This window comes from Bradyrhizobium sp. ORS 278 (assembly GCF_000026145.1).
GTDB lineage: Bacteria > Pseudomonadota > Alphaproteobacteria > Rhizobiales > Xanthobacteraceae > Bradyrhizobium.
Genome location: NC_009445.1, coordinates 162,284 through 180,397, shown reverse-complemented (window position 1 = coordinate 180,397; position 18,114 = coordinate 162,284). Strand labels below are relative to the sequence as shown.

The following is an 18,114-nucleotide window of genomic DNA, read 5'->3' as shown; positions in this document are numbered from 1 at the left end:
CACCAACCGGCGGTTGCCGGTGCTGCAGATTCGGGTCGCTGGCACGATGCGGCTTGCGATGCAGACCTCCGGTTAAGGATTTACGAGCTATGCAGGCGAGACGATCAAGAACAGGCCCCGCGGCCTGGACTTGCCGGACCTCGTGCCAGAACGGGACCGCGGACGATGGACAAGGCCGAGTTTGACCGTTTCGCAGACGCCTATGAGGATCAGCACCGCGCCAACATCGCGGTGACCGGCGAAGGCCCGGAATATTTCGCGGAGTACAAGATCCGGATGCTGCGGCAGATCGCCGATCTCCGCGGGCTCGACGTGGCGCAGATCTGCGATTTCGGCGCCGGCATCGGCAACTCGATTCCGTTTTTCCGGCGGTATTTTCCGCAAGCCGCGCTGACCAATGCCGACGTCTCCGAGCGCAGCCTTGCGCTTGCGCGGCAGCGTCATCCCGGCGGCGGCGAGAGCCTGCTGATCGAGCAGGATCACATCCCGAGCGAAGCTGGCCGCTTCGACCTCGTGTTTTCGGCCTGCGTGTTCCACCACATCCCGCACGACCAGCATGTCGGCTGGCTGCGCGAGCTGCACCGGATCACCCGGTCCGGCGGGCTGATCGCAGTGTTCGAGCACAATCCGCTCAATCCGCTCACGGTCCACGCCGTGAACACCTGCCCGTTCGACGAGAATGCCCAGCTGATCTCTGCGCGTGCCCTGGCGCAGCGATTGCGCGACGCTGGCTGGGACGCGCCGCGCATCCACTACAGCCTGTTCTTCCCGCGCGCGCTGGCCTGGCTCAGGCCGATCGAGGAGCTGCTCGGCTGGCTGCCGCTTGGGGCCCAATATGTTGCGCTGGCGCGCAAGGCTTGAGGGGCCTCGTCTAGCCCTTGGGCTGGATCCCGTCGCGCACCGCGCGGAAGCGCGGGAACGCCGCCGACCACTGGTCGCGCGGTGCGCTGCCGATGATGCGCAGCGTGCTCGGGCCGCCGAAGCGCAGCCATTGCACCACCGTCACGGGGGTATTGTCCTTGCCGCTCACGGCCTCGACGCGGGTCTCATAGGCCGGCAGGCCGTCGATGCGAATCGGCTCGGACATCGTGATGCGGGCCTCGCGGACGCCGGGGATGGTCGTCGCCGCCTGCTGCGCGACACGGCCGCGGTCGCCGGCCTCCGGTGCTGCGCCGGCCACCAGCCCGATCACCACGAATGGCGCCGCCTCAAACCCCTTCTCTTCGTCGCCATCGGCGAGGATCAGCGCGCCCGGTCCGAGCGTGCGGACCGTCTTGAAGCCGGAGAGCTCGGTGACGTTGAACGGCATCGTCGACAACTGCTCGTCGACCGGGACCTCCTTGCGGACCACGGCGGAGGCGAACATCTGGCGCACGGCGTCGTCGGTGTAGATCTTGCCCGCGGTTTCGGGAACCTGCACCGCCACATAGCCCGAGAAGCCAGCTCCGGGCAGGATCATCGAGTAACGCCGTACGGGAGTGGCGCCGTCGCGCCCGTTCTCCACCGTATAGTAGGCGGTGCCCGCCGATGTCTCGATGCTCTCCGGCTTGATGCCGCCGGTGCCGCCGGGATTGGCGGTGAACGCAGTCTTCACCTCGCCATAGGCCTTGGCGGGCAGCTCTGTCAGCAGCACCTTGACGCTGCCATCCTCGGTCTCGAAGCCGGGGAAATTCTTCGCCTTGGCCAGCCCGACCAGCGGTGCGAGTCCGATGCGGACGCCGGACGGGTAGATGGCATCCGCTGCCAGCGCCGGTTCGAGCAGGGCGATCGATGCCAGCGCCACGGCGACAAGTCGGGAGAACATCATGAAGAAGCTGCCTCGTTCATTGGTCGAGTTCGATGCCCGGTCGACGGCCGTGATCGTCCCCGCGACGGCCGTCCGCGGACGAGACGCCTTTTAACGGGTTTGCCGCGCCGGCAACAGGCCGATGGGTGCGACCTGAAGTTCCGGCCGGCGAGACGGGAGGTCCATGAAGCGGACAGGGTCCCGACCAGCAATTATGGCTCTGCTAAGCATGATCTCAGTTACCTCCGGGCGTGCCGCAATGAGGGCTGCTTTGCGGCCGTCCGGCACACGGTTCGCGGCGGTTTTCGGCCGCGGAAGCTGGTCCGCGCGCCACCTCGGCCATGTGGTCGGCCGTCGTGCCCGGGCCCTTACCGGAGCCGCGAAAAATCCGCGGTTTTTTCCGCGCGTCCAGGTCCGCTCCGGTCCTTGCGGGTGCCTCCCCCCCTCCTATATGACGCTCATCGTCGCAATATCGCGAGCATTTGATCTGAGGGGGTTTTGGATGGGGGCGCCGTCAGGGCCCCACCCAACCTGCCGCAAAAAGAAGGATATGAGACCATGGGAAAGGTCATCGGGATCGATCTCGGCACCACGAATTCGTGCGTGGCCGTCATGGACGGCAAATCGTCGAAAGTCATCGAGAACGCCGAGGGCATGCGCACCACGCCGTCGATCGTCGCCTTCAGTGACGATGGCGAGCGACTGGTCGGCCAGCCGGCCAAGCGCCAGGCTGTCACCAACCCCGAGCGCACCTTCTTCGCCGTGAAGCGCCTGATCGGCCGCCGCTACGACGACCCGATGGTCGAGAAGGACAAGAAGCTCGTCCCCTACAAGATCGTCAAGGCCGGCAACGGCGACGCCTGGGTCGAGGCCGACGGCAAGACCTATTCGCCGTCGCAGGTCTCCGCCTTCATCCTGCAGAAGATGAAGGAGACCGCCGAGGCCCATCTCGGCCAGAAGGTCGACCAGGCCGTCATCACCGTCCCCGCTTACTTCAACGACGCCCAGCGCCAGGCCACCAAGGACGCCGGCAAGATCGCCGGCCTCGAGGTGCTGCGCATCATCAACGAGCCGACCGCGGCTGCGCTGGCCTACGGCCTCGACAAGTCGAAGTCCGGCACCATCGCGGTGTACGACCTCGGCGGCGGCACCTTCGACGTCTCCATTCTTGAAATCGGCGACGGCGTGTTCGAGGTGAAGTCGACCAACGGCGACACCTTCCTCGGCGGTGAAGACTTCGACATGCGTCTGGTCAGCTACCTCGCCGACGAATTCCAGAAGGAGCAGGGCATCAACCTGCGCAACGACAAGCTCGCTCTGCAGCGCCTCAAGGAAGCTGCCGAGAAGGCCAAGATCGAGCTGTCGTCAACCACGCAGACCGAGATCAACCTGCCCTTCATCACCGCGGACCAGTCCGGTCCGAAGCATCTGACGATGAAGCTGACCCGCGCCAAGTTCGAGGCGCTGGTGGCCGACCTCGTCGAGAAGACCATCGAGCCGTGCCGCAAGGCGCTGAAGGATGCCGGCCTGACCGCCGGCGAGATCGGCGAAGTGGTGCTGGTCGGCGGCATGACCCGTATGCCGAAGATCCAGGAGATGGTGAAGCAGTTCTTCGGCAAGGAGCCGCACAAGGGCGTCAACCCCGACGAGGTGGTGGCGATCGGCGCGGCGATTCAGGCCGGCGTGCTGCAGGGCGACGTCAAGGACGTGCTGCTGCTCGACGTGACCCCGCTGTCCCTCGGCATCGAGACGCTGGGCGGCGTGTTCACCCGCATCATCGACCGCAACACCACGATCCCGACCAAGAAGAGCCAGGTGTTCTCGACCGCCGAAGACAATCAGAACGCGGTCACCATTCGGGTCTTCCAGGGTGAGCGCGAGATGGCGGCCGACAACAAGATGCTCGGTCAGTTCGACCTGATGGGCATTCCGCCGGCGCCGCGCGGCATGCCGCAGATCGAGGTGACGTTCGACATCGACGCCAACGGCATCGTCAACGTCTCGGCCAAGGACAAGGCCACCGGCAAGGAGCAGCAGATCCGCATCCAGGCCTCCGGTGGTCTGTCGGAAGCCGACATCGACAAGATGGTCAAGGACGCCGAGGCCAATGCCGCGGCCGACAAGAAGCGCCGCGAGGCGGTCGACGCCAAGAACCATGCCGACGCACTGGTTCATTCCACCGAGAAGGCGCTGGCCGAGCATGGCTCCAAGGTTGCCGACACCGAGCGTCGCGCCATCGAGGACGCCGTCAGCGACCTCAAGGAAGCGTTGAAGGGCGACGATGCCGAGGCCATCAAGACCAAGACCAACACGCTCGCCCAGGCGTCGATGAAGCTCGGCGAGGCCATGTACAAGCAGCAGGCCGAGAGCGACGCGGCCCGCGACGCCGCCAAGGATGACGTGGTCGACGCGGAGTTCACCGAGGTCGACGACGACAAGAAGAAATCTGCTTAATCGACGGTAGAGGCCGAGAGCCATGACCCCCATGCCAAAGAGCGCTGTCAGCGTCTCGTTGGATGGGGGTCATTTTCATTGAACCGGCGCGCGGCAAGCGCGCGAGCCGTTGAGGTCTGACGATGTTCGGGCGGGTTGATTGATGTCCACCAAGCGCTGCTACTACGAGACCCTGGAAGTCGAGCGCGACGCCGACGAGACCAAGCTGAAGTCGGCCTTCCGCAAGCTCGCCATGAAATGGCATCCGGACAAGAATCCGGGCGATGCCTCCAGCGAGGTCAAGTTCAAGGAGATCAACGAGGCCTATGAGGTGCTGCGCGACGCCGACAAGCGCGCCGCCTATGACCGCTATGGCCATGCCGCGTTTGAGCAGGGCGCCGGCGGTGGCCCGCACGGCTTCGGTGCCGGCTTCGCGTCGTCTTTCTCCGACATTTTCGAAGACCTGTTCGGCATGGCCGGGCAGCGCCGCGGCGGCACCGGCCGCGAGCGCGGCGCCGACCTGCGCTACAACATGGAAATCACGCTGGAGGAGGCCTTCCTCGGCAAGACCGCGCAGATCGAGATCCCGGTCTCGGTGACCTGCGAGCCCTGTTCCGGCACCGGCGCCAAGGCCGGCACCAAGCCGAAGACCTGCGCCATGTGCGGCGGCGCCGGCCGCGTCCGCCAGGCGCAAGGCTTCTTCACGCTGGAGCGCACCTGTCCCGGCTGCCATGGCCGCGGCCAGATGATCGAGGATCCCTGCCCGTCCTGCTCCGGCTCCGGCCGGGTGACGCGCGACCGCACGCTGTCGGTGAACATTCCGCAGGGCGTCGAGGACGGCACCCGCATCCGTCTCGCCGGCGAGGGCGAGGCCGGCCTGCGCGGCGGTCCGCCGGGCGACCTCTACATCTTCCTGTCGCTCACCCCGCACGAGTTCTTTCAGCGCGACGGCGCCGACCTGCATTGCCGGGTGCCGATCTCGATGGTCACCGCGGCGCTCGGCGGCGAGTTCGAGGTGCCGACGATCGACAACGGCAAGACCAAGGTCAAGATTCCCGCCGGTGCGCAATCCGGCCGCCGCTTCCGCATTGCCGCCAAGGGCATGCCGGTGCTGCGCTCGCGCCAGACCGGCGACATGTACGTCCAGATCGTGGTCGAGACGCCGCAGAACCTCACCAAGAAGCAGCAGGAGCTCCTGGCGGAGTTCGAGAAGCTGTCGTCCGGGGCGACCCAGCCGGAGGCCGCCGGCTTCTTCACCAAAGTGAAGGACTTCTTCGGCAAGGCCGCGAGCTGAGCGGTGCGCCCGCTCGGCAGTCATGCCGAGCGTCGTGCGATTGCTGCGATTTTGCTGCCCTGCACATGCAAAAAATTATCAAATTCAACGGTATGAGCTCGGACCCCGTAGCCTTAATCGTGAGTTACGGTTCGGCTTGACCGCCCCGCCTGCGACCTATACGTCTTTGTGACTCTTTTCTGACATCGCCGTGAAAACGGTCCCGTCTGGTACTGAGATGCCCCTGCAAACGTCCGTGCGTGCGTCGAAAAAGCCTCTTCGTCTGGACGACGAGGTGCGCTTCCTCCGCTCATGGATCGAGAAGCCGCTGCATATGGGCGCCGTGATGCCGTCGGGCCGGCTGCTCGCGCGCACCATGGCGCAGTATGTCGATCCGCATGGCACGGGCCCGGTCATCGAGCTCGGGCCAGGCACCGGCGCGATCACCGCGGCTCTGGTCGAGCACGGGATCGATCAGAAACGTCTCGTCCTGGTCGAATACAATCCGAGTTTCTGCGCGCTGCTGCGCGATCGCTACCCGCACGCCAAGGTCGTGCAGGGTGATGCCTATCGCCTGCGCGACACGTTGTGGAACGTGCTGGGCGCCCCGGCTTCGGCGGTCGTCTCCGGCCTGCCGCTGGTGACCAAGCCGATGCTCACCCGCATGAAGCTGGTGCGCGACGCCTTCGCGGCGATGTCGCCTAACGCCCCCTTCGTGCAGTTCACCTATTCCGTCGTGCCGCCGATTCCGAAATCGCTGCCCGGCGTCACCACCCAGGCGTCCGAGCGGATCTGGATGAACCTTCCGCCGGCGCGCGTCTGGGTGTATCGCAAGCCCTGACCGGCAGCCGCGATGTGCGCGGCGGGTCGCAGACCCGTCCGCCCGATGTCCGCCCTCAAGATCCTGATCATCCCCGGCTCGACCCGGTCCGGCTCCCACAACGTCCGGCTCGCCGCCTTCGCTGCCCATCAGTTCGTGCAGGCCGGCGCCGATGTCACCCGCATCTCGCTCGCTGATTTTCCGCTGCCGCTCTACGAGGCCGATGTCGAGGCTGCCGCGGGCGTGCCGCGCGAGGCGGTCAATCTCAAGCGCATGATTTCAGCGCATCATGGTGTGCTGCTGGTGCCGCCCGAATACAACGCCTCCGTCCCGCCGCTCGTCAGCAACGCCATCGCCTGGCTGTCGCGCGTCGACGAGCCGCCGGAGGGCCGCGGCGCGGTGTTTCGCAACAGGCCGTTCGCCATCGCCTCGGCGTCCGAGAACCGCTTCGGCGGCGTCCGCGGGCTCTCGGCGCTGCGCCTGATGCTGACCGCGTGCAACGCCCTGGTGATCCCCAGCCAGCTCGCGCTTGCCTTTGCCGACAAGGCGTACAACGACATGGACCGGCTCAGGCTGCCCGCCGACATCGCCGCGCTCGACGCGCTGGTCAAGCAGCTGATCCATTCCGCCCAACACACCAATTGAGGTGACATGCCGACCGAGATTGCTCCGTGCGACCGCCTGATCGTGGCCCTCGACGTCCCCAGCGTGGCGGACGCCGAGGTGATGATCGCAACCCTCGGCGATGCCGTGACGTTCTACAAGATCGGCATGGAGTTGACCTATGCCGGCGGCCTCGGCCTCGCCGAGCGGCTCGCCGCGGACGGCAAGCAAGTGTTCATGGACCTCAAGCTGCACGACATCCCGAACACCGTCGAGCGCGCCACGCGGCAGATCGCAAAACTCGGCGTCCGCTTCCTCACCGTGCACGGCTTCTCGCAAAGCATGAAGGCCGCGCTCGCCGGCGCCGCCGGCTCCCCCCTCGAGCTGCTCGCCGTCACCGTGATGACCTCCTACGACGATGCCGACCTCGCCACCGCCGGCTATGCGATGACCGTCAAGGAGCTCGTCGCCCACCGCGCTGTGCAGGCGAGGGACATCGGCATCCACGGCCTGATCCTGTCGCCGGAGGAGACCCAGCTGGTCCGCCCGCTGGTTGGCCCCGATATGCAGCTCGTCACCCCCGGGATCCGCCCAGCGGGCTCCGACGTTGGCGACCAGAAGCGCATCATGACCCCGGCGCTGGCGATCGCCGGCGGCGCCGACCGCCTCGTTGTCGGCCGCCCCGTCACCGGCGCCGCCGATCCCGCCGCCGCGGCGGAGGCCATCGTCGCCGACATCGCCACCGCCGTCGCGCTGGTCGGCAAGACCAATCGCTCGTAAGCAGAAGCGCCTCATACCAAGGAGACCCCAGGGATGCCCAAGGCCTATTGGATCGCCCGCATCGACGTGCACAACATGGACGGCTACAAGGAATACGTCGCGCAGAACGGCGCGGTGTTCCACCAGTACGGCGCCAAATTCCTGGTCCGCGGCGGCCAGTACGAAACCCGCGAAGGCACCTCGCGCTCGCGCAACGTCGTGATCGAGTTCAAGGACTACGAGACCGCGCTCGCCTGCTACAATTCGCCGGAATATCAGCGCCTGGTGGCGATGCGCGCGCCGCATTCGGAGGGCGACCTGGTGATCATCGAGGGCTATGACGGCCCGCAGCCCTGAGCGCAGCCCGGCCCGGCGGCCGCCTCGGTTGCCGCAATGGCCAGCCCCGGCTATAGCCCTGAAGGGGCGGAGGAACGCGACATGTCCAGGATGCGCTTGATCGTTGCAGGAGCCGGCGGCCGCATGGGCCGGGCGCTGGTGCGCGCCATTGCCGACAGCGACGGCGCTGAGCTCGCCGGCGCGCTCGAAGCTCCGGGCTCTGAGCTGATCGGCAAGGATTCCGGCCTGCTCGCCGGCCTGCCCGCCAACAACATCAAGCTCTCGGCCGATCTCTGGGCGATGTCGGCCGAGGCCGACGGCATCCTCGATTTCACCGTGCCGGCCGCGACCATCGCCAATGTCGCCATCGCCGCCGAGCGCGGCATCGTCCACGTCGTCGGCACGACAGGCCTGTCGGCGTCGGACGACGCCGTGATCAAGAGCGTCACCAAGCGCGCCATCGTCGTCCAGTCCGGCAATATGAGCCTCGGCGTCAATCTGCTGTCGGCGCTGGTCAAGCAAGTGGCGAAGTCGCTCGACGCGAATTTCGACATCGAGATTCTCGAGATGCATCACAAGCACAAGGTCGACGCGCCTTCGGGCACCGCCTTGATGCTGGGCCGCGCGGCGGCGGAAGGACGCGGCATCACGCTGGACGGTCACTCCGCGCGCGGCCGCGACGGCATCACCGGCGCGCGCCGCTCCGGCGACATCGGCTTCGCCTCGCTGCGCGGCGGCACCGCGGCCGGCGATCACAGCGTCATCTTCGCCGGTCCGTCCGAGCGCCTCGTGCTGTCGCACCAGGCCGAGGACCGCATGATCTTCGCCCATGGCGCGCTGAAGGCGGCGCTGTGGGCCCATGGCAAGCCGCCGGGCTACTACACGATGGACGACGTGCTCGGCCTCAAGGACCTGTTCTAATCAAACCAAGTGGATCTGTTAGCAATGAGCGAACGTCTCCTGGTGCTGGTGCGCCACGGCCAGAGCGAGTGGAACCTGAAGAACCTGTTCACCGGCTGGAAGGATCCTGACCTCACCGCGCAGGGCGTCAGCGAAGCCAAGGACGCCGGCCGCAAGCTGAAGGCGCATGGCCTGTCCTTCGATGTCGCCTTCACCTCCGAGCTGACCCGCGCCCAGCACACCCTGAAGCTGATCCTCGACGAGCTCGGCCAGCCCGGCCTGCCGACGTCGAAGAACCTCGCGCTCAACGAGCGCGACTATGGCGATCTCTCCGGCCTCAATAAGGACGACGCCCGCGCCAAATGGGGCGAGGAGCAGGTCCACGTCTGGCGCCGCTCCTACGACGTCCCCCCGCCCGGCGGCGAAAGCCTCAAGGACACCCTCGCCCGCGCGCTGCCCTACTACGTCCAGGAAATCCTCCCCGGCGTCCTCAACGGCCAGCGCACTTTGGTCGCCGCCCACGGCAACTCGCTCCGCGCCTTGATCATGGTGCTGGAGAAGCTGACCCCGGAAGGCATTTTGAAGCGCGAGCTCGCCACCGGCGTTCCGATCATCTACCGCCTGAAGGCGGATTCGACGGTGGAGTCGAAGCTGGATCTGGCGGGCTGAGCGCGGCAACGTCAACGTTGCGATCGCGCTTCGGTCACGTTCGACGTTGCTCCTCTGAGTTGGATACCCGCCGTTCCCCAAGCGCCGCTGCACTCCCTCTCCCCGTTCTTCACGGGGAGAGGGTCGGGGTGAGGGGCCACCGCACGGGAAGTGTTGGAGAAGTGCTCCGTTCACTCATCCCGCGCCTCGCGATCCGTATGAGCGACTATCAAGCTTCACTAGTCGCACCACCCGCGCGGCTGCCCCTCACCCCAGCCCTCTCCCCGTGAAAAACGGGGAGAGGGAGCGCACCGTCCGCGCGGCGACAGCTGGCGGACTCTCCGCGCAATTCCCCCGATTCACATCTCAAACAGCCCCGCCCACGGCTCCGCGACCTCGCGGCGCATCCGCCCGAGTCGTGCTCCAGCCATGTCCCTCCGAAAAATCGAGAGGGCGCAGGGAATGCCGGATGCTGGCCGCACCCATGGCCCGCCTGCAGACAAAAAAGCAGGCGGCAGTCACCACAGGTTCAGCCGAGAACAACCGGCATTCCCTGCGCGATGGTCTTCACGCTTATACGCAGTCTCCCTGGTGCGCCGGGCTTGTTGGCCACAATGCCGCGACAATGCTTGCGCATTGCGCGGGTGACACCAGCATCGGGGTGTCAGGACGCTGCGACTTCACGTCCACGGTCCAGCCGTTCGTCGGCGCGCCCGAAGACACGCTGCGGCAGACCGCGGCCATCGCCTCCCCACCTCGCGTGTCGTGACGATCGCGCGCAACGCCCCTCTCGTTGAGGCGGGATGTGCGGATGAAACCATAAATTCTGAAAAAACGCAATAGACTTCTTTTCGAGAAGTCGCCTCAGTGAGGATAGCGAATGCGCCTTCGAATGACGCGAGTACAAAGCAGTCCGTTGAGGCGGATCTCAACCGACATGTCATGCCAGCTGACATGCGCAGATATCGCAGTTAGAAAGAGGGTCTACTTGCCACTCTAAAGCTGAGAACCGACCCATGACCCGGCTCCAGAAAGGCCTTCAGCATTTCACGCGAACCATCGGAGCATTCATTGCACTATTGCTGATGGTGCAACCAGCAAGCGCCTGTCGAGTGTTCATGGGGGCGAAGGAGCGCGTGTCCGACGCTTATCGCAGAGACGACGTGACTGCGGTCCTGTTGGTTCATGTAGAACAAGCAATCTACACTGGTGAGCAATTCTCCGACGCGCACCCATGGCAAGCCACGGCCACTAAGAAGAGTTTGCTTCGAGGCGCATACTCCGGCAGCCAAGTCACCCTCTACGGTGGCCAAGGCTCGGCAGCATGCGATCTCGGCTATGTAATACCGAGGGTGGGCGACGAATGGGTCGTCTACATCTCAAAAACGAGTGGTCTCGCTCAGGTCGCTTTACCCAAACGCGTGGCGCTAGAAGCCGATCCAAGCATCAGAGAAAGATAGAGCGATGCCTGTACGATCGGGTTCACGCCGCCAGGCGAGTTCGGAAGGCTCGTTCAACGCAGCCTACGTCACCCAGATAGCGCATTGTAGATACGCCTACCCCATCCCCACCTGCCCAGCCTCCCACCCGATCATCGCCTGCTTGCGCGTGAGGCCCCAATGATACCCTGTCAACGCGCCCGTCTTCCCCAGCGCGCGATGGCACGGGACCACGAACGAGATCGGGTTCTTGCCCACCGCCGCGCCGACCGCGCGCGAGGCCTTCGGTGACTCCAGCCTTGTCGCGATGTCCGAGTAGCAGACGGCGCGGCCCATGGGGATCTTGAGCAGGGCTTCCCAGACGCGGACCTCGAAATCGGTGCCGATCAGGACGACGCGTAAGGGTTGCTCGGGGCGCCAGTGGTTCTTGTCGAAGATGCGCTGCGCGAGCGCCGCGGTGCCGGGGACGTCCTCGACGTAAGTGGCGCGGGGCCAGCGGCTCTTCATGTCGGCGAGCGCGCCAGCCTCCTCGCCGGGGTCGGCGAAGGCCAGGCCGGCGAGGCCGCGCGGGGTGGCCATGACCAGCGCCATGCCGAACGGGCAGGGATGGAAGCCGTAGCGCAAGGTGGTGCCGGCGCCGCCGGTCTTCCATTCGCCGGGAGACATCGCCTCGTGGGTGACGAACAGATCGTGCAGGCGGCCGGGACCCGACAGGCCGGAGTCGAGCGCGGCGTCGAGCACGCTGGCCGAGCCCTTCAGCAGGCCCTTGGCGTGGTCGAGCGTCAGCGCCTGCATGAACGCCTTCGGCGTCAGCCCGGCCCAGCGCCGGAACAGATGGTGCAGCTCGTCCGGCGTCAGGCTGGCGGCGTCGGCCATGTCCTCGATGGTCGGCTGCCGGCGCCAGTGCTCGGAGATGAACGCGATCGCGCGGCGCACTGCATCGTAGTCGCGCAGCGCGGCGGATTGTTGCGGGCCCGGCTTGGCCAGGGCGGAATCGTGAATGGCGAGGGTCATCATGAGTCCGGATGTAGGGCGGCCGGGGAGGGCACTCCACCCGATTTCTGATTGGGGGGCTAGGGGTGGCGCGGGCGGTCGCGCGGCGTTTTTCCGGGCCTCATGGTTCGAGACGGGCCGCTGAGGCGGCGCTCCTCACCATGAGCGGCAAGGAAGGGGCTGCATACGGGCCATCTGCGGACAGCTCTCACTCCTCACCCTGAGGAGCCCGCCACAGGCGGGCGTCTCGAAGGGCGAGGCCCCGCTGTGGCCTCATGGTTCGAGACGGCGCTCCGCGCCTCCTCACCATGAGGGTCAGCATTGCACCGAGGACCATGAACTCGGAAGTCCGGTTTCAAGGCCTGCAGCCCTGCCCCGGAATGACGGTGGGTGTGGTGGATCGGGAACGCAAAGTTACAGCGGATTGAGCACCGGGCCGCGCTTCGCGGCCTGCAACCCCGCCGTTAGGGCCTTCGCGAAGCTCGCCTTTTCCTCTGGCCCCAGGAAGCTCGCGATCGACACGCGCTGGCCGCGGGCGACGAGGTAGAGGCGCTCGATGCCGAACTCCTCGTGGGTTTCCTGGTCGAGGCGGACCCACAGCGGGTTGAAGCGCCATTCCATGACGTGTCCTTTGTGGCTGACGCGGCGCAGGCGCAGCTCGGTCAGCGTGATGGTCACGTCCTCATAGGCGTTGGCGCGGCGGAAGTTGACGCGGAAGGCCCAGTAGATCGCGAGCGCGTCGAGGCCGAAGAAGCCGAGCACCGGCCAGGCGCCCATCATCACCGAGGCGATGCCGCCGATGAAGCTGATGGCGCAGACCACGGCCATCAGCGCCAGGAAGCCGGTGCGGCCAAGCGAGCGATGCGGCCTCAGCCGGGCCGAGAACAGCTCGGGATCAGCGGCGTCAGTGCCGGTCTCCTGATACGCAAAAGCATTGCCTGGCGTCATGGGGCCTCAGTATACCCGGATCATGGCCAAAATCACCCGCCCCCAACGCGCCAAGCCGGCCCCGGTTCGCACGCCCGCCAGAAAGGCGGCCAAGGCGGCGCCGGGAGCAGCGTCCAAATCCGCATCCAAAACGGTCAAGAAGGCTGCCAAGATCAGCCCGGCGGCCAAGCTGAAGGCAGGCTCGGTCAAGCCGGTCAAGAAAGCGTTCAAGGCGACGAAACCCTGGACACCCATGGAGATCCGCGAGGCCTTCAGCCGGTTCGCTCAGGCCAATCCGGAGCCGAAGGGCGAGCTCGAGCATCTCAACCCGTACACCTTGCTGGTGGCCGTGGTGCTGTCGGCGCAGGCGACCGACGCCGGCGTCAACAAGGCGACGCGGCCGCTGTTCGCGGTCGCCGATACGCCGCAGAAGATGCTCGCGCTCGGCGAGGACACGGTGCGCGACTACATCAAGACCGTCGGCTTGTTCCGCACCAAAGCCAAGAACGTGATCGCGCTGTCGCAAAAGCTGATCGCCGAGTTCGGCGGCGAGGTGCCGCGCACGCGCGCCGAATTGGAGTCGCTGCCGGGCGCGGGGCGCAAGACCGCGAATGTCGTGCTCAACATGGCGTTCGGCGAGCACACGATGGCGGTCGACACCCATGTGTTCCGCGTCGGCAACCGCACGGGCTTAGCTCCGGGCAAGACGCCGCTGGAGGTCGAGCTCGGGCTGGAGAAGGTGATCCCGGCGGAGTTCATGCTGCACGCCCATCACTGGCTGATCCTGCACGGCCGCTACACCTGCCTCGCCCGCAAGCCGCGCTGCGAGCTGTGCCTGATCAAGGACCTCTGCCGCTGGCCGGAGAAGACGGCGTGATCAGGAGCGCGGCTGCCCCAGGCAGCGGTCGTTTCCGGCTCGACCTCTCGCTGTCCAGCTCCGCTGTCATGCCCCGCGAAGGCGGGGCATCCAGTACGCCGCGGCCGTGGTGATTGAACCGAGAGGCCGCGGCGTACTGGATCGTCCGCCTTCGCGGACGATGACAGTGGGGCATGCTGGAGACCGTTGTCGAGGGAGCAGTGACGCCGCGATTGATAGTCACCTTTACGTCACGCTCCGACGCGCTCTCACCATCGCCGGGCCACATCGCCGCCCGCATTGGTCATAAGATGAAACCCGCAATCCGGGCGATGTGAGTGGCGCGTGATGATTTTTCGCGTTCTCGGACTTTTGGGCGCCGGGACGGGGAAGGATCAGTTGCATGGACCATACCGCCGCACTCGTGTCGCTCGCGACCGCCGTGCCACCGCATCAGTTCCGCCAGAACGAGGTGATGGAGGCCGCGCGCGTGGTGCTGGCGCCGCGCTTTCCGCAGTTTGACACGATGGCGAGCCTGTTCGCCAACACCGGCATCCGCGCCCGCTACGGCGTCAAGCCGATCGAATGGTACATGGAGCGGCGCGGCTGGCCGGAGCGCACCGAGGCCTATCTCGCTGGCGCCGAGGCGCTGTTCGTCGAGGCAACGAACAAGGCGCTGGCGCAGGCTGATCTCAGAGCTGATGAGATCGACACCATCGTCAGCGTGAGCTCGACCGGCATCGCGACGCCGACCCTGGAGGCGCGCGTCGCCGGCCGCATGGGCTTCCGCTCCGACGTCTCGCGCGTGCCGGTGTTCGGGCTCGGCTGCGCCGGCGGCGTCTCCGGCCTGTCGATCGCCGCACGGCTGGCGCAGGCCCGGCCCGGCACCAACGTGCTGTTCGTGACGTTCGAGCTGTGCACGCTGGCAGTGCGCCACGATGAGCTGAGCAAGGCCAACATCGTCGCGCTGAGCCTGTTCGGCGATGGCGCTGCCGCGGCGATTCTGCGCGCCGGTGACGGCGGGGCGACGCGCGTGGAGGCGACCGGAGAGAAGCTGTGGCCGGATACGCTGGATATCATGGGCTGGAGCGTCGACCCCGAAGGTTTTGGCGTGATTTTCCAGCGCACCATTCCGGACTTCGTCACCGAGAATATGGGCCCCGCAGTCAACGAGATCCTCGGCAACATGAAGCTGTCAGCTACTGATGTCGACCGCTTCGTCTGCCATCCCGGCGGCGCCAAGGTGATCACGGCGCTGGAGCGCGCGCTGTCGATCGGGCAGGGCACGCTCGATCATGAGCGCGAGATCATCGCCGACTACGGCAACATGTCGGCGCCGACCGTGCTGTTCGTGCTGGAGCGCGCCCGCGCGCGCGGCCTGCCGCCGCGATCGGTGCTGACGGCGCTCGGCCCGGGTTTCACCGCTGCTTGCGTTTCATTGAGGCACGCCGCATGACCTTCGCCGCCTTCGTCCTCGCGCTCGTCACCATGCAACGGCTCGGCGAACTCGTGCTCGCCCGGCATAATACGAAGCGCCTGCGCGCCATGGGCGCGGTCGAGGTCGGCGCGGATCATTATCCCCTCATGATCTCGATGCATGCGGCCTGGCTGGTGTCGCTGTGGCTGCTCGGCGTCGACCAGGAGGTCGATCCCTGGCTGCTCAGCGCATTCGTTGCGCTTCAAGGCCTGCGCTGGTGGGTGCTGGCGACGCTCGGGCCGCGCTGGACCACGCGCATCATCGTCCTGCCCGGCGCGCCGCTCGTGAACGACGGGCCGTATCGCTACATCTCGCATCCGAACTACCTGGTCGTGACCGCCGAGATTGCGCTGCTGCCGCTGGCGCTGCATCTGCCGCTGCTCGCGCTGATCTTCTCCGGGCTGAACGCCGCCGTGCTGTTCATCCGCATCCGCGCCGAATCCGAGGCGCTGTCCGGCGTCGCTGGCGATGGCATCGGCGGCCAGACGGCATGAGCGCAGCCGCCGAGCCGGAGGATAGACCGAGCCTCGCCACCTGGCTCGGCTTCGTCCTGATGTGCGTCGGCATGTTCATGGCCATCCTGGACATCCAGGTGGTAGCGACGTCGCTGCCGACCATCCAGGAGGCGCTCGGCATCACGCCGGACGCGATGAGCTGGATCCAGACGGCGTATCTGATCGCCGAGATCATCGCGATTCCGCTGACCGGCCTGCTGACGCGCGTGTTCACCTTGCGCTGGCTGTTCACAGGCGCCGTCAGCGTGTTCACGGCAGCTTCGCTCGGCTGCGCGCTGAGCGGCAGCTTTCACATGCTGCTGGCGTTCCGCGTACTGCAGGGATTTTTCGGGGGCCTCCTGATCCCCGTGGTGTTCTCCGCGGTGTTCCTGCTGTTTCCGTCGCGTCTGCATGCGGTGGCCACCACGATTGCTGGCGTGGTCGCGGTGCTCGCGCCGACGATCGGGCCCGTGGTCGGCGGCTTCATCACCAACACCTGGTCATGGCCGTGGCTGTTCCTGATCAACATCGTCCCTGGCCTCATCGCGGCGGCCGCCACGCCGGCGCTGCTGCCGAAGCAGGGCATGGATCTGGAGGAGCTCGACAAGCTCGATCTGCTGGCGCTGCTGCTGCTCGCGGTGTCGCTGGCAGGCCTCGAGCTCGGGCTGAAGGCGGCACCGAAGAGCGGCTGGCTGTCGTCGAACTGCCTCGCGCTTCTGGTGCTCAGCGCGTCATGCCTCACGCTGCTGATCCAGCGCCTGCTCGCCGCGGCTGATCCGATCCTGCGCATCGGCAGCTTCCAGCGCCGCGCCTTCACGCTCGGCTGCGTGTCGAGTTTCTGCCTGGGCATCGGCCTGTTCGGCTCGGTCTATCTGATGCCGGTGTTCCTCGCCTTCGTGCGCGGCCATGACGCGTTCGAGATCGGCAAGATCATGCTGGTGACGGGAGTCGCGCAGCTGGTCGCCGCGCCGCTGGTGACGGCGCTCGACGGCAAGGTCGACGCGCGGCTGCTGACGGCGTTCGGCTTCGTGCTGTTCAGCGCCGGCCTGGCGGCGAGCGCGTTCCAGCCGCCGAGCGCCGACTATCAGGAGATGTTCTGGCCGCAGGTCGTGCGCGGCGTCGGCATCATGTTCTGCCTCTTGCCGCCGACGCGGATCGCGCTTGGCGACCTGCCGCCCGCCGAGGTGGCGGATGCCAGCGGTTTGTTCAACCTGATGCGCAATCTCGGCGGCGCCATCGGCATCGCGCTGATCGACACCATCATCTACGGCCGCGTGACGTTGCACGCGCAGGCGTTCCGCGACCGGCTGATGGCCGGCGACACCGCCGCCGCCAAGGCGATCGGTCTCGCGCCGGAACTGCTGCGCAACCGTCCCCGCAACATCTCCGAGGAGCAGGCGATCGCCTATGTCCGCCCGCTGGTGGAGAAGGCCTCGCTGGCGCTGTGCGTCAACGAGGCGTGGTCGCTGCTCGCCGGCATCGCGCTGCTCGGCTTTCTGCTGATCCCGTTCGCGCGCAACAAACCTGTCAGCGCGACGCCGCAGCGGATGGCGCTAGAGGCTGCGCAGCCGTCGCTCCGGCGACGGCTCGATCAGCTCGGGTCGCGGTCCGGATAGCCGCTTGTGCAGATGGACCATGAAGGCCATGCCGAACAGCGGCGTCGCCAGGTTCACGATAGGGATAGTCACGAAGGCGGCGATGATCAGTCCCGCGGTGAACACCGTCACCGCATTGTCGCGCCGCATCGCCTTGGCCTCCGCGGGAGGACGGAAGCGCATCGCGGCCAGCTCGAAATATTCGCGGCCGAGCAGCCACGCTGTGGCGATGAAGAAGATCACGAAGCCGGCGCCCGCGAGGAACACGAAGGGCAGGGCGATCAGATAGACGAGAATGGTGAGGCCGGCGGCTTTCAGGCCTTCGGCGATGGCGATGCCGAACGGCAGCGCGACGCCGGGACGCTCGGCCGGATAGTGCTCGCGCTCGACGAGATCGGCGACATCGTCGACAAAGAGGCTCGCGATCAGCGAGGTGATCGCGGGCATCAGCATGATGCCGCCGAACACGACGCCGAAGCCGGCCGCGATCGAGATGATCCAGGTCAGCACCTCCAGCGCGCCATGCGAGCCCGGCCCGAGCATCGCCTCGGCCCAGCCCTCGCCAGCAGTGGCGAGCCAGCTCAAAAGCCGCTGCAAGCCGATCGCCAGCACCGTGACCAGCACCAGCGCCAGCCCGATCGAGCGATACAGAATCGAGCGCATCGGCGGCGACAGAATCTGCGAAAGCGCCTTAAAGGCGGCGTCGATCATGGTGGTGGAACCTCTCTGCCAGACACGCGAGTGGAGGTAGACATGCTGTGAGGCTTCGGCAAGC

The 18,114-nt window shown here is 66.5% G+C and carries 19 protein-coding genes; 15 read left to right on the top strand and 4 right to left on the bottom strand.

Going from position 1 to position 18,114, the window contains the following annotated elements; genetic code table 11:
- Window positions 1-165 precede the first annotated feature (165 nt).
- Entirely contained in the window at window positions 166-861 is a 696-nt protein-coding gene (locus BRADO_RS00800; RefSeq protein WP_011923425.1) for a class I SAM-dependent methyltransferase, read from the top strand.
- 10 nt (window positions 862-871) lie between these two features.
- Here the strand turns inward: BRADO_RS00800 and BRADO_RS00795 are convergent, their stop codons facing one another.
- Entirely contained in the window at window positions 872-1,807 is a 936-nt protein-coding gene (locus BRADO_RS00795) for a hypothetical protein (protein WP_011923424.1), read from the bottom strand.
- Between the two features lie 537 nt (window positions 1,808-2,344).
- On the opposite strand from BRADO_RS00795, the gene dnaK reads away from it, so the two are divergent.
- The 10 genes from dnaK (at window position 2,345) to BRADO_RS34830 (ending at window position 11,018) form a co-directional block, all read left to right on the top strand.
- Window positions 2,345-4,240, top strand: a complete 1,896-nt coding sequence (dnaK, locus tag BRADO_RS00790; protein WP_011923423.1) for a molecular chaperone DnaK — start codon at window positions 2,345-2,347, stop codon at window positions 4,238-4,240.
- A 142-nt stretch (window positions 4,241-4,382) separates the two neighbouring features.
- The gene (gene dnaJ / locus BRADO_RS00785; protein WP_011923422.1) at window positions 4,383-5,513 is read left to right on the top strand and encodes a molecular chaperone DnaJ; all 1,131 of its coding nucleotides are present in this window, start codon (window positions 4,383-4,385) and stop codon (window positions 5,511-5,513) included.
- A gap of 217 nt (window positions 5,514-5,730) precedes the next feature.
- On the top strand, window positions 5,731-6,333 hold the full coding sequence (locus BRADO_RS00780) for a class I SAM-dependent methyltransferase (protein WP_008965907.1): 603 nt from the start codon (window positions 5,731-5,733) through the stop codon (window positions 6,331-6,333).
- Between the two features lie 45 nt (window positions 6,334-6,378).
- Window positions 6,379-6,957: an NADPH-dependent FMN reductase gene (locus tag BRADO_RS00775; RefSeq protein WP_041755951.1), complete on the top strand. Its 579-nt coding sequence runs from the start codon at window positions 6,379-6,381 to the stop codon at window positions 6,955-6,957.
- 6 nt (window positions 6,958-6,963) lie between these two features.
- Window positions 6,964-7,695 (top strand): orotidine-5'-phosphate decarboxylase, encoded by a 732-nt coding sequence (pyrF, locus tag BRADO_RS00770; RefSeq protein ID WP_011923420.1) that lies wholly within the window; start codon window positions 6,964-6,966, stop codon window positions 7,693-7,695.
- A gap of 33 nt (window positions 7,696-7,728) precedes the next feature.
- Window positions 7,729-8,031 (top strand): DUF1330 domain-containing protein, encoded by a 303-nt coding sequence (locus BRADO_RS00765; protein ID WP_011923419.1) that lies wholly within the window; start codon window positions 7,729-7,731, stop codon window positions 8,029-8,031.
- Window positions 8,032-8,112: 81 nt separating this feature from the next.
- Window positions 8,113-8,931 (top strand): 4-hydroxy-tetrahydrodipicolinate reductase, encoded by an 819-nt coding sequence (dapB, locus tag BRADO_RS00760; protein WP_011923418.1) that lies wholly within the window; start codon window positions 8,113-8,115, stop codon window positions 8,929-8,931.
- Between the two features lie 24 nt (window positions 8,932-8,955).
- Entirely contained in the window at window positions 8,956-9,579 is a 624-nt protein-coding gene (locus tag BRADO_RS00755) for a 2,3-bisphosphoglycerate-dependent phosphoglycerate mutase (protein ID WP_006613257.1), read from the top strand.
- A 448-nt stretch (window positions 9,580-10,027) separates the two neighbouring features.
- The gene (locus BRADO_RS34835) at window positions 10,028-10,327 is read left to right on the top strand and encodes a hypothetical protein (protein WP_157872497.1); all 300 of its coding nucleotides are present in this window, start codon (window positions 10,028-10,030) and stop codon (window positions 10,325-10,327) included.
- Window positions 10,328-10,574: 247 nt separating this feature from the next.
- Window positions 10,575-11,018, top strand: coding sequence for a hypothetical protein (locus tag BRADO_RS34830; RefSeq protein WP_157872496.1), 444 nt, complete (start codon window positions 10,575-10,577; stop codon window positions 11,016-11,018).
- Between the two features lie 96 nt (window positions 11,019-11,114).
- Here BRADO_RS34830 and BRADO_RS00750 read toward each other — a convergent pair whose 3' ends face one another.
- Together BRADO_RS00750 and BRADO_RS00745 are read right to left on the bottom strand one after the other, a co-directional pair.
- Window positions 11,115-12,014 carry a bifunctional helix-turn-helix domain-containing protein/methylated-DNA--[protein]-cysteine S-methyltransferase gene (locus tag BRADO_RS00750; protein WP_011923415.1) on the bottom strand — a complete coding sequence of 300 codons (900 nt, stop codon included), beginning with the start codon at window positions 12,012-12,014 and terminating at the stop codon, window positions 11,115-11,117.
- Window positions 12,015-12,404: 390 nt separating this feature from the next.
- Window positions 12,405-12,938 carry a DUF2244 domain-containing protein gene (locus BRADO_RS00745; protein WP_011923414.1) on the bottom strand — a complete coding sequence of 178 codons (534 nt, stop codon included), beginning with the start codon at window positions 12,936-12,938 and terminating at the stop codon, window positions 12,405-12,407.
- Between the two features lie 22 nt (window positions 12,939-12,960).
- Between BRADO_RS00745 and nth the strand changes: the two genes are divergently transcribed.
- From nth to BRADO_RS00725, 4 genes are all read left to right on the top strand, one after another.
- The gene (nth, locus tag BRADO_RS00740) at window positions 12,961-13,794 is read left to right on the top strand and encodes an endonuclease III (protein WP_011923413.1); all 834 of its coding nucleotides are present in this window, start codon (window positions 12,961-12,963) and stop codon (window positions 13,792-13,794) included.
- Window positions 13,795-14,176: 382 nt separating this feature from the next.
- Complete coding sequence (locus BRADO_RS00735; protein WP_011923412.1) at window positions 14,177-15,229, top strand: type III polyketide synthase; 1,053 nt, start codon at window positions 14,177-14,179, stop codon at window positions 15,227-15,229.
- Window positions 15,226-15,744, top strand: a complete 519-nt coding sequence (locus BRADO_RS00730) for an isoprenylcysteine carboxyl methyltransferase family protein (protein ID WP_041755947.1) — start codon at window positions 15,226-15,228, stop codon at window positions 15,742-15,744. The genes BRADO_RS00735 and BRADO_RS00730 overlap by 4 nt, the downstream gene beginning before the upstream one ends.
- Window positions 15,741-17,360 (top strand): DHA2 family efflux MFS transporter permease subunit, encoded by a 1,620-nt coding sequence (locus tag BRADO_RS00725; protein WP_011923410.1) that lies wholly within the window; start codon window positions 15,741-15,743, stop codon window positions 17,358-17,360. The genes BRADO_RS00730 and BRADO_RS00725 overlap by 4 nt, the downstream gene beginning before the upstream one ends.
- Here the strand turns inward: BRADO_RS00725 and BRADO_RS00720 are convergent.
- Window positions 17,298-18,050, bottom strand: coding sequence for a sulfate transporter family protein (locus BRADO_RS00720; protein ID WP_011923409.1), 753 nt, complete (start codon window positions 18,048-18,050; stop codon window positions 17,298-17,300). The genes BRADO_RS00725 and BRADO_RS00720 overlap by 63 nt on opposite strands.
- Window positions 18,051-18,114 lie beyond the last annotated feature (64 nt).

Coding starts and splice junctions, on each gene's coding strand:
- pyrF (WP_011923420.1), top strand. CDS start 6,964: ATGCCGACCGAGATTGCTCCGTGCGACCGCCTGATCGTGGCCCTCGAC.
- BRADO_RS00795 (WP_011923424.1), bottom strand. CDS start 1,807: ATGATGTTCTCCCGACTTGTCGCCGTGGCGCTGGCATCGATCGCCCTG.
- BRADO_RS00755 (WP_006613257.1), top strand. CDS start 8,956: ATGAGCGAACGTCTCCTGGTGCTGGTGCGCCACGGCCAGAGCGAGTGG.
- BRADO_RS00780 (WP_008965907.1), top strand. CDS start 5,731: ATGCCCCTGCAAACGTCCGTGCGTGCGTCGAAAAAGCCTCTTCGTCTG.
- BRADO_RS00735 (WP_011923412.1), top strand. CDS start 14,177: ATGGACCATACCGCCGCACTCGTGTCGCTCGCGACCGCCGTGCCACCG.
- BRADO_RS00775 (WP_041755951.1), top strand. CDS start 6,379: ATGTCCGCCCTCAAGATCCTGATCATCCCCGGCTCGACCCGGTCCGGC.
- BRADO_RS00750 (WP_011923415.1), bottom strand. CDS start 12,014: ATGATGACCCTCGCCATTCACGATTCCGCCCTGGCCAAGCCGGGCCCG.
- BRADO_RS00730 (WP_041755947.1), top strand. CDS start 15,226: ATGACCTTCGCCGCCTTCGTCCTCGCGCTCGTCACCATGCAACGGCTC.
- dapB (WP_011923418.1), top strand. CDS start 8,113: ATGTCCAGGATGCGCTTGATCGTTGCAGGAGCCGGCGGCCGCATGGGC.
- nth (WP_011923413.1), top strand. CDS start 12,961: ATGGCCAAAATCACCCGCCCCCAACGCGCCAAGCCGGCCCCGGTTCGC.
- dnaJ (WP_011923422.1), top strand. CDS start 4,383: ATGTCCACCAAGCGCTGCTACTACGAGACCCTGGAAGTCGAGCGCGAC.
- BRADO_RS34830 (WP_157872496.1), top strand. CDS start 10,575: ATGACCCGGCTCCAGAAAGGCCTTCAGCATTTCACGCGAACCATCGGA.
- BRADO_RS00720 (WP_011923409.1), bottom strand. CDS start 18,050: ATGATCGACGCCGCCTTTAAGGCGCTTTCGCAGATTCTGTCGCCGCCG.
- BRADO_RS00800 (WP_011923425.1), top strand. CDS start 166: ATGGACAAGGCCGAGTTTGACCGTTTCGCAGACGCCTATGAGGATCAG.
- BRADO_RS34835 (WP_157872497.1), top strand. CDS start 10,028: ATGCTGGCCGCACCCATGGCCCGCCTGCAGACAAAAAAGCAGGCGGCA.
- dnaK (WP_011923423.1), top strand. CDS start 2,345: ATGGGAAAGGTCATCGGGATCGATCTCGGCACCACGAATTCGTGCGTG.
- BRADO_RS00725 (WP_011923410.1), top strand. CDS start 15,741: ATGAGCGCAGCCGCCGAGCCGGAGGATAGACCGAGCCTCGCCACCTGG.
- BRADO_RS00745 (WP_011923414.1), bottom strand. CDS start 12,938: ATGACGCCAGGCAATGCTTTTGCGTATCAGGAGACCGGCACTGACGCC.
- BRADO_RS00765 (WP_011923419.1), top strand. CDS start 7,729: ATGCCCAAGGCCTATTGGATCGCCCGCATCGACGTGCACAACATGGAC.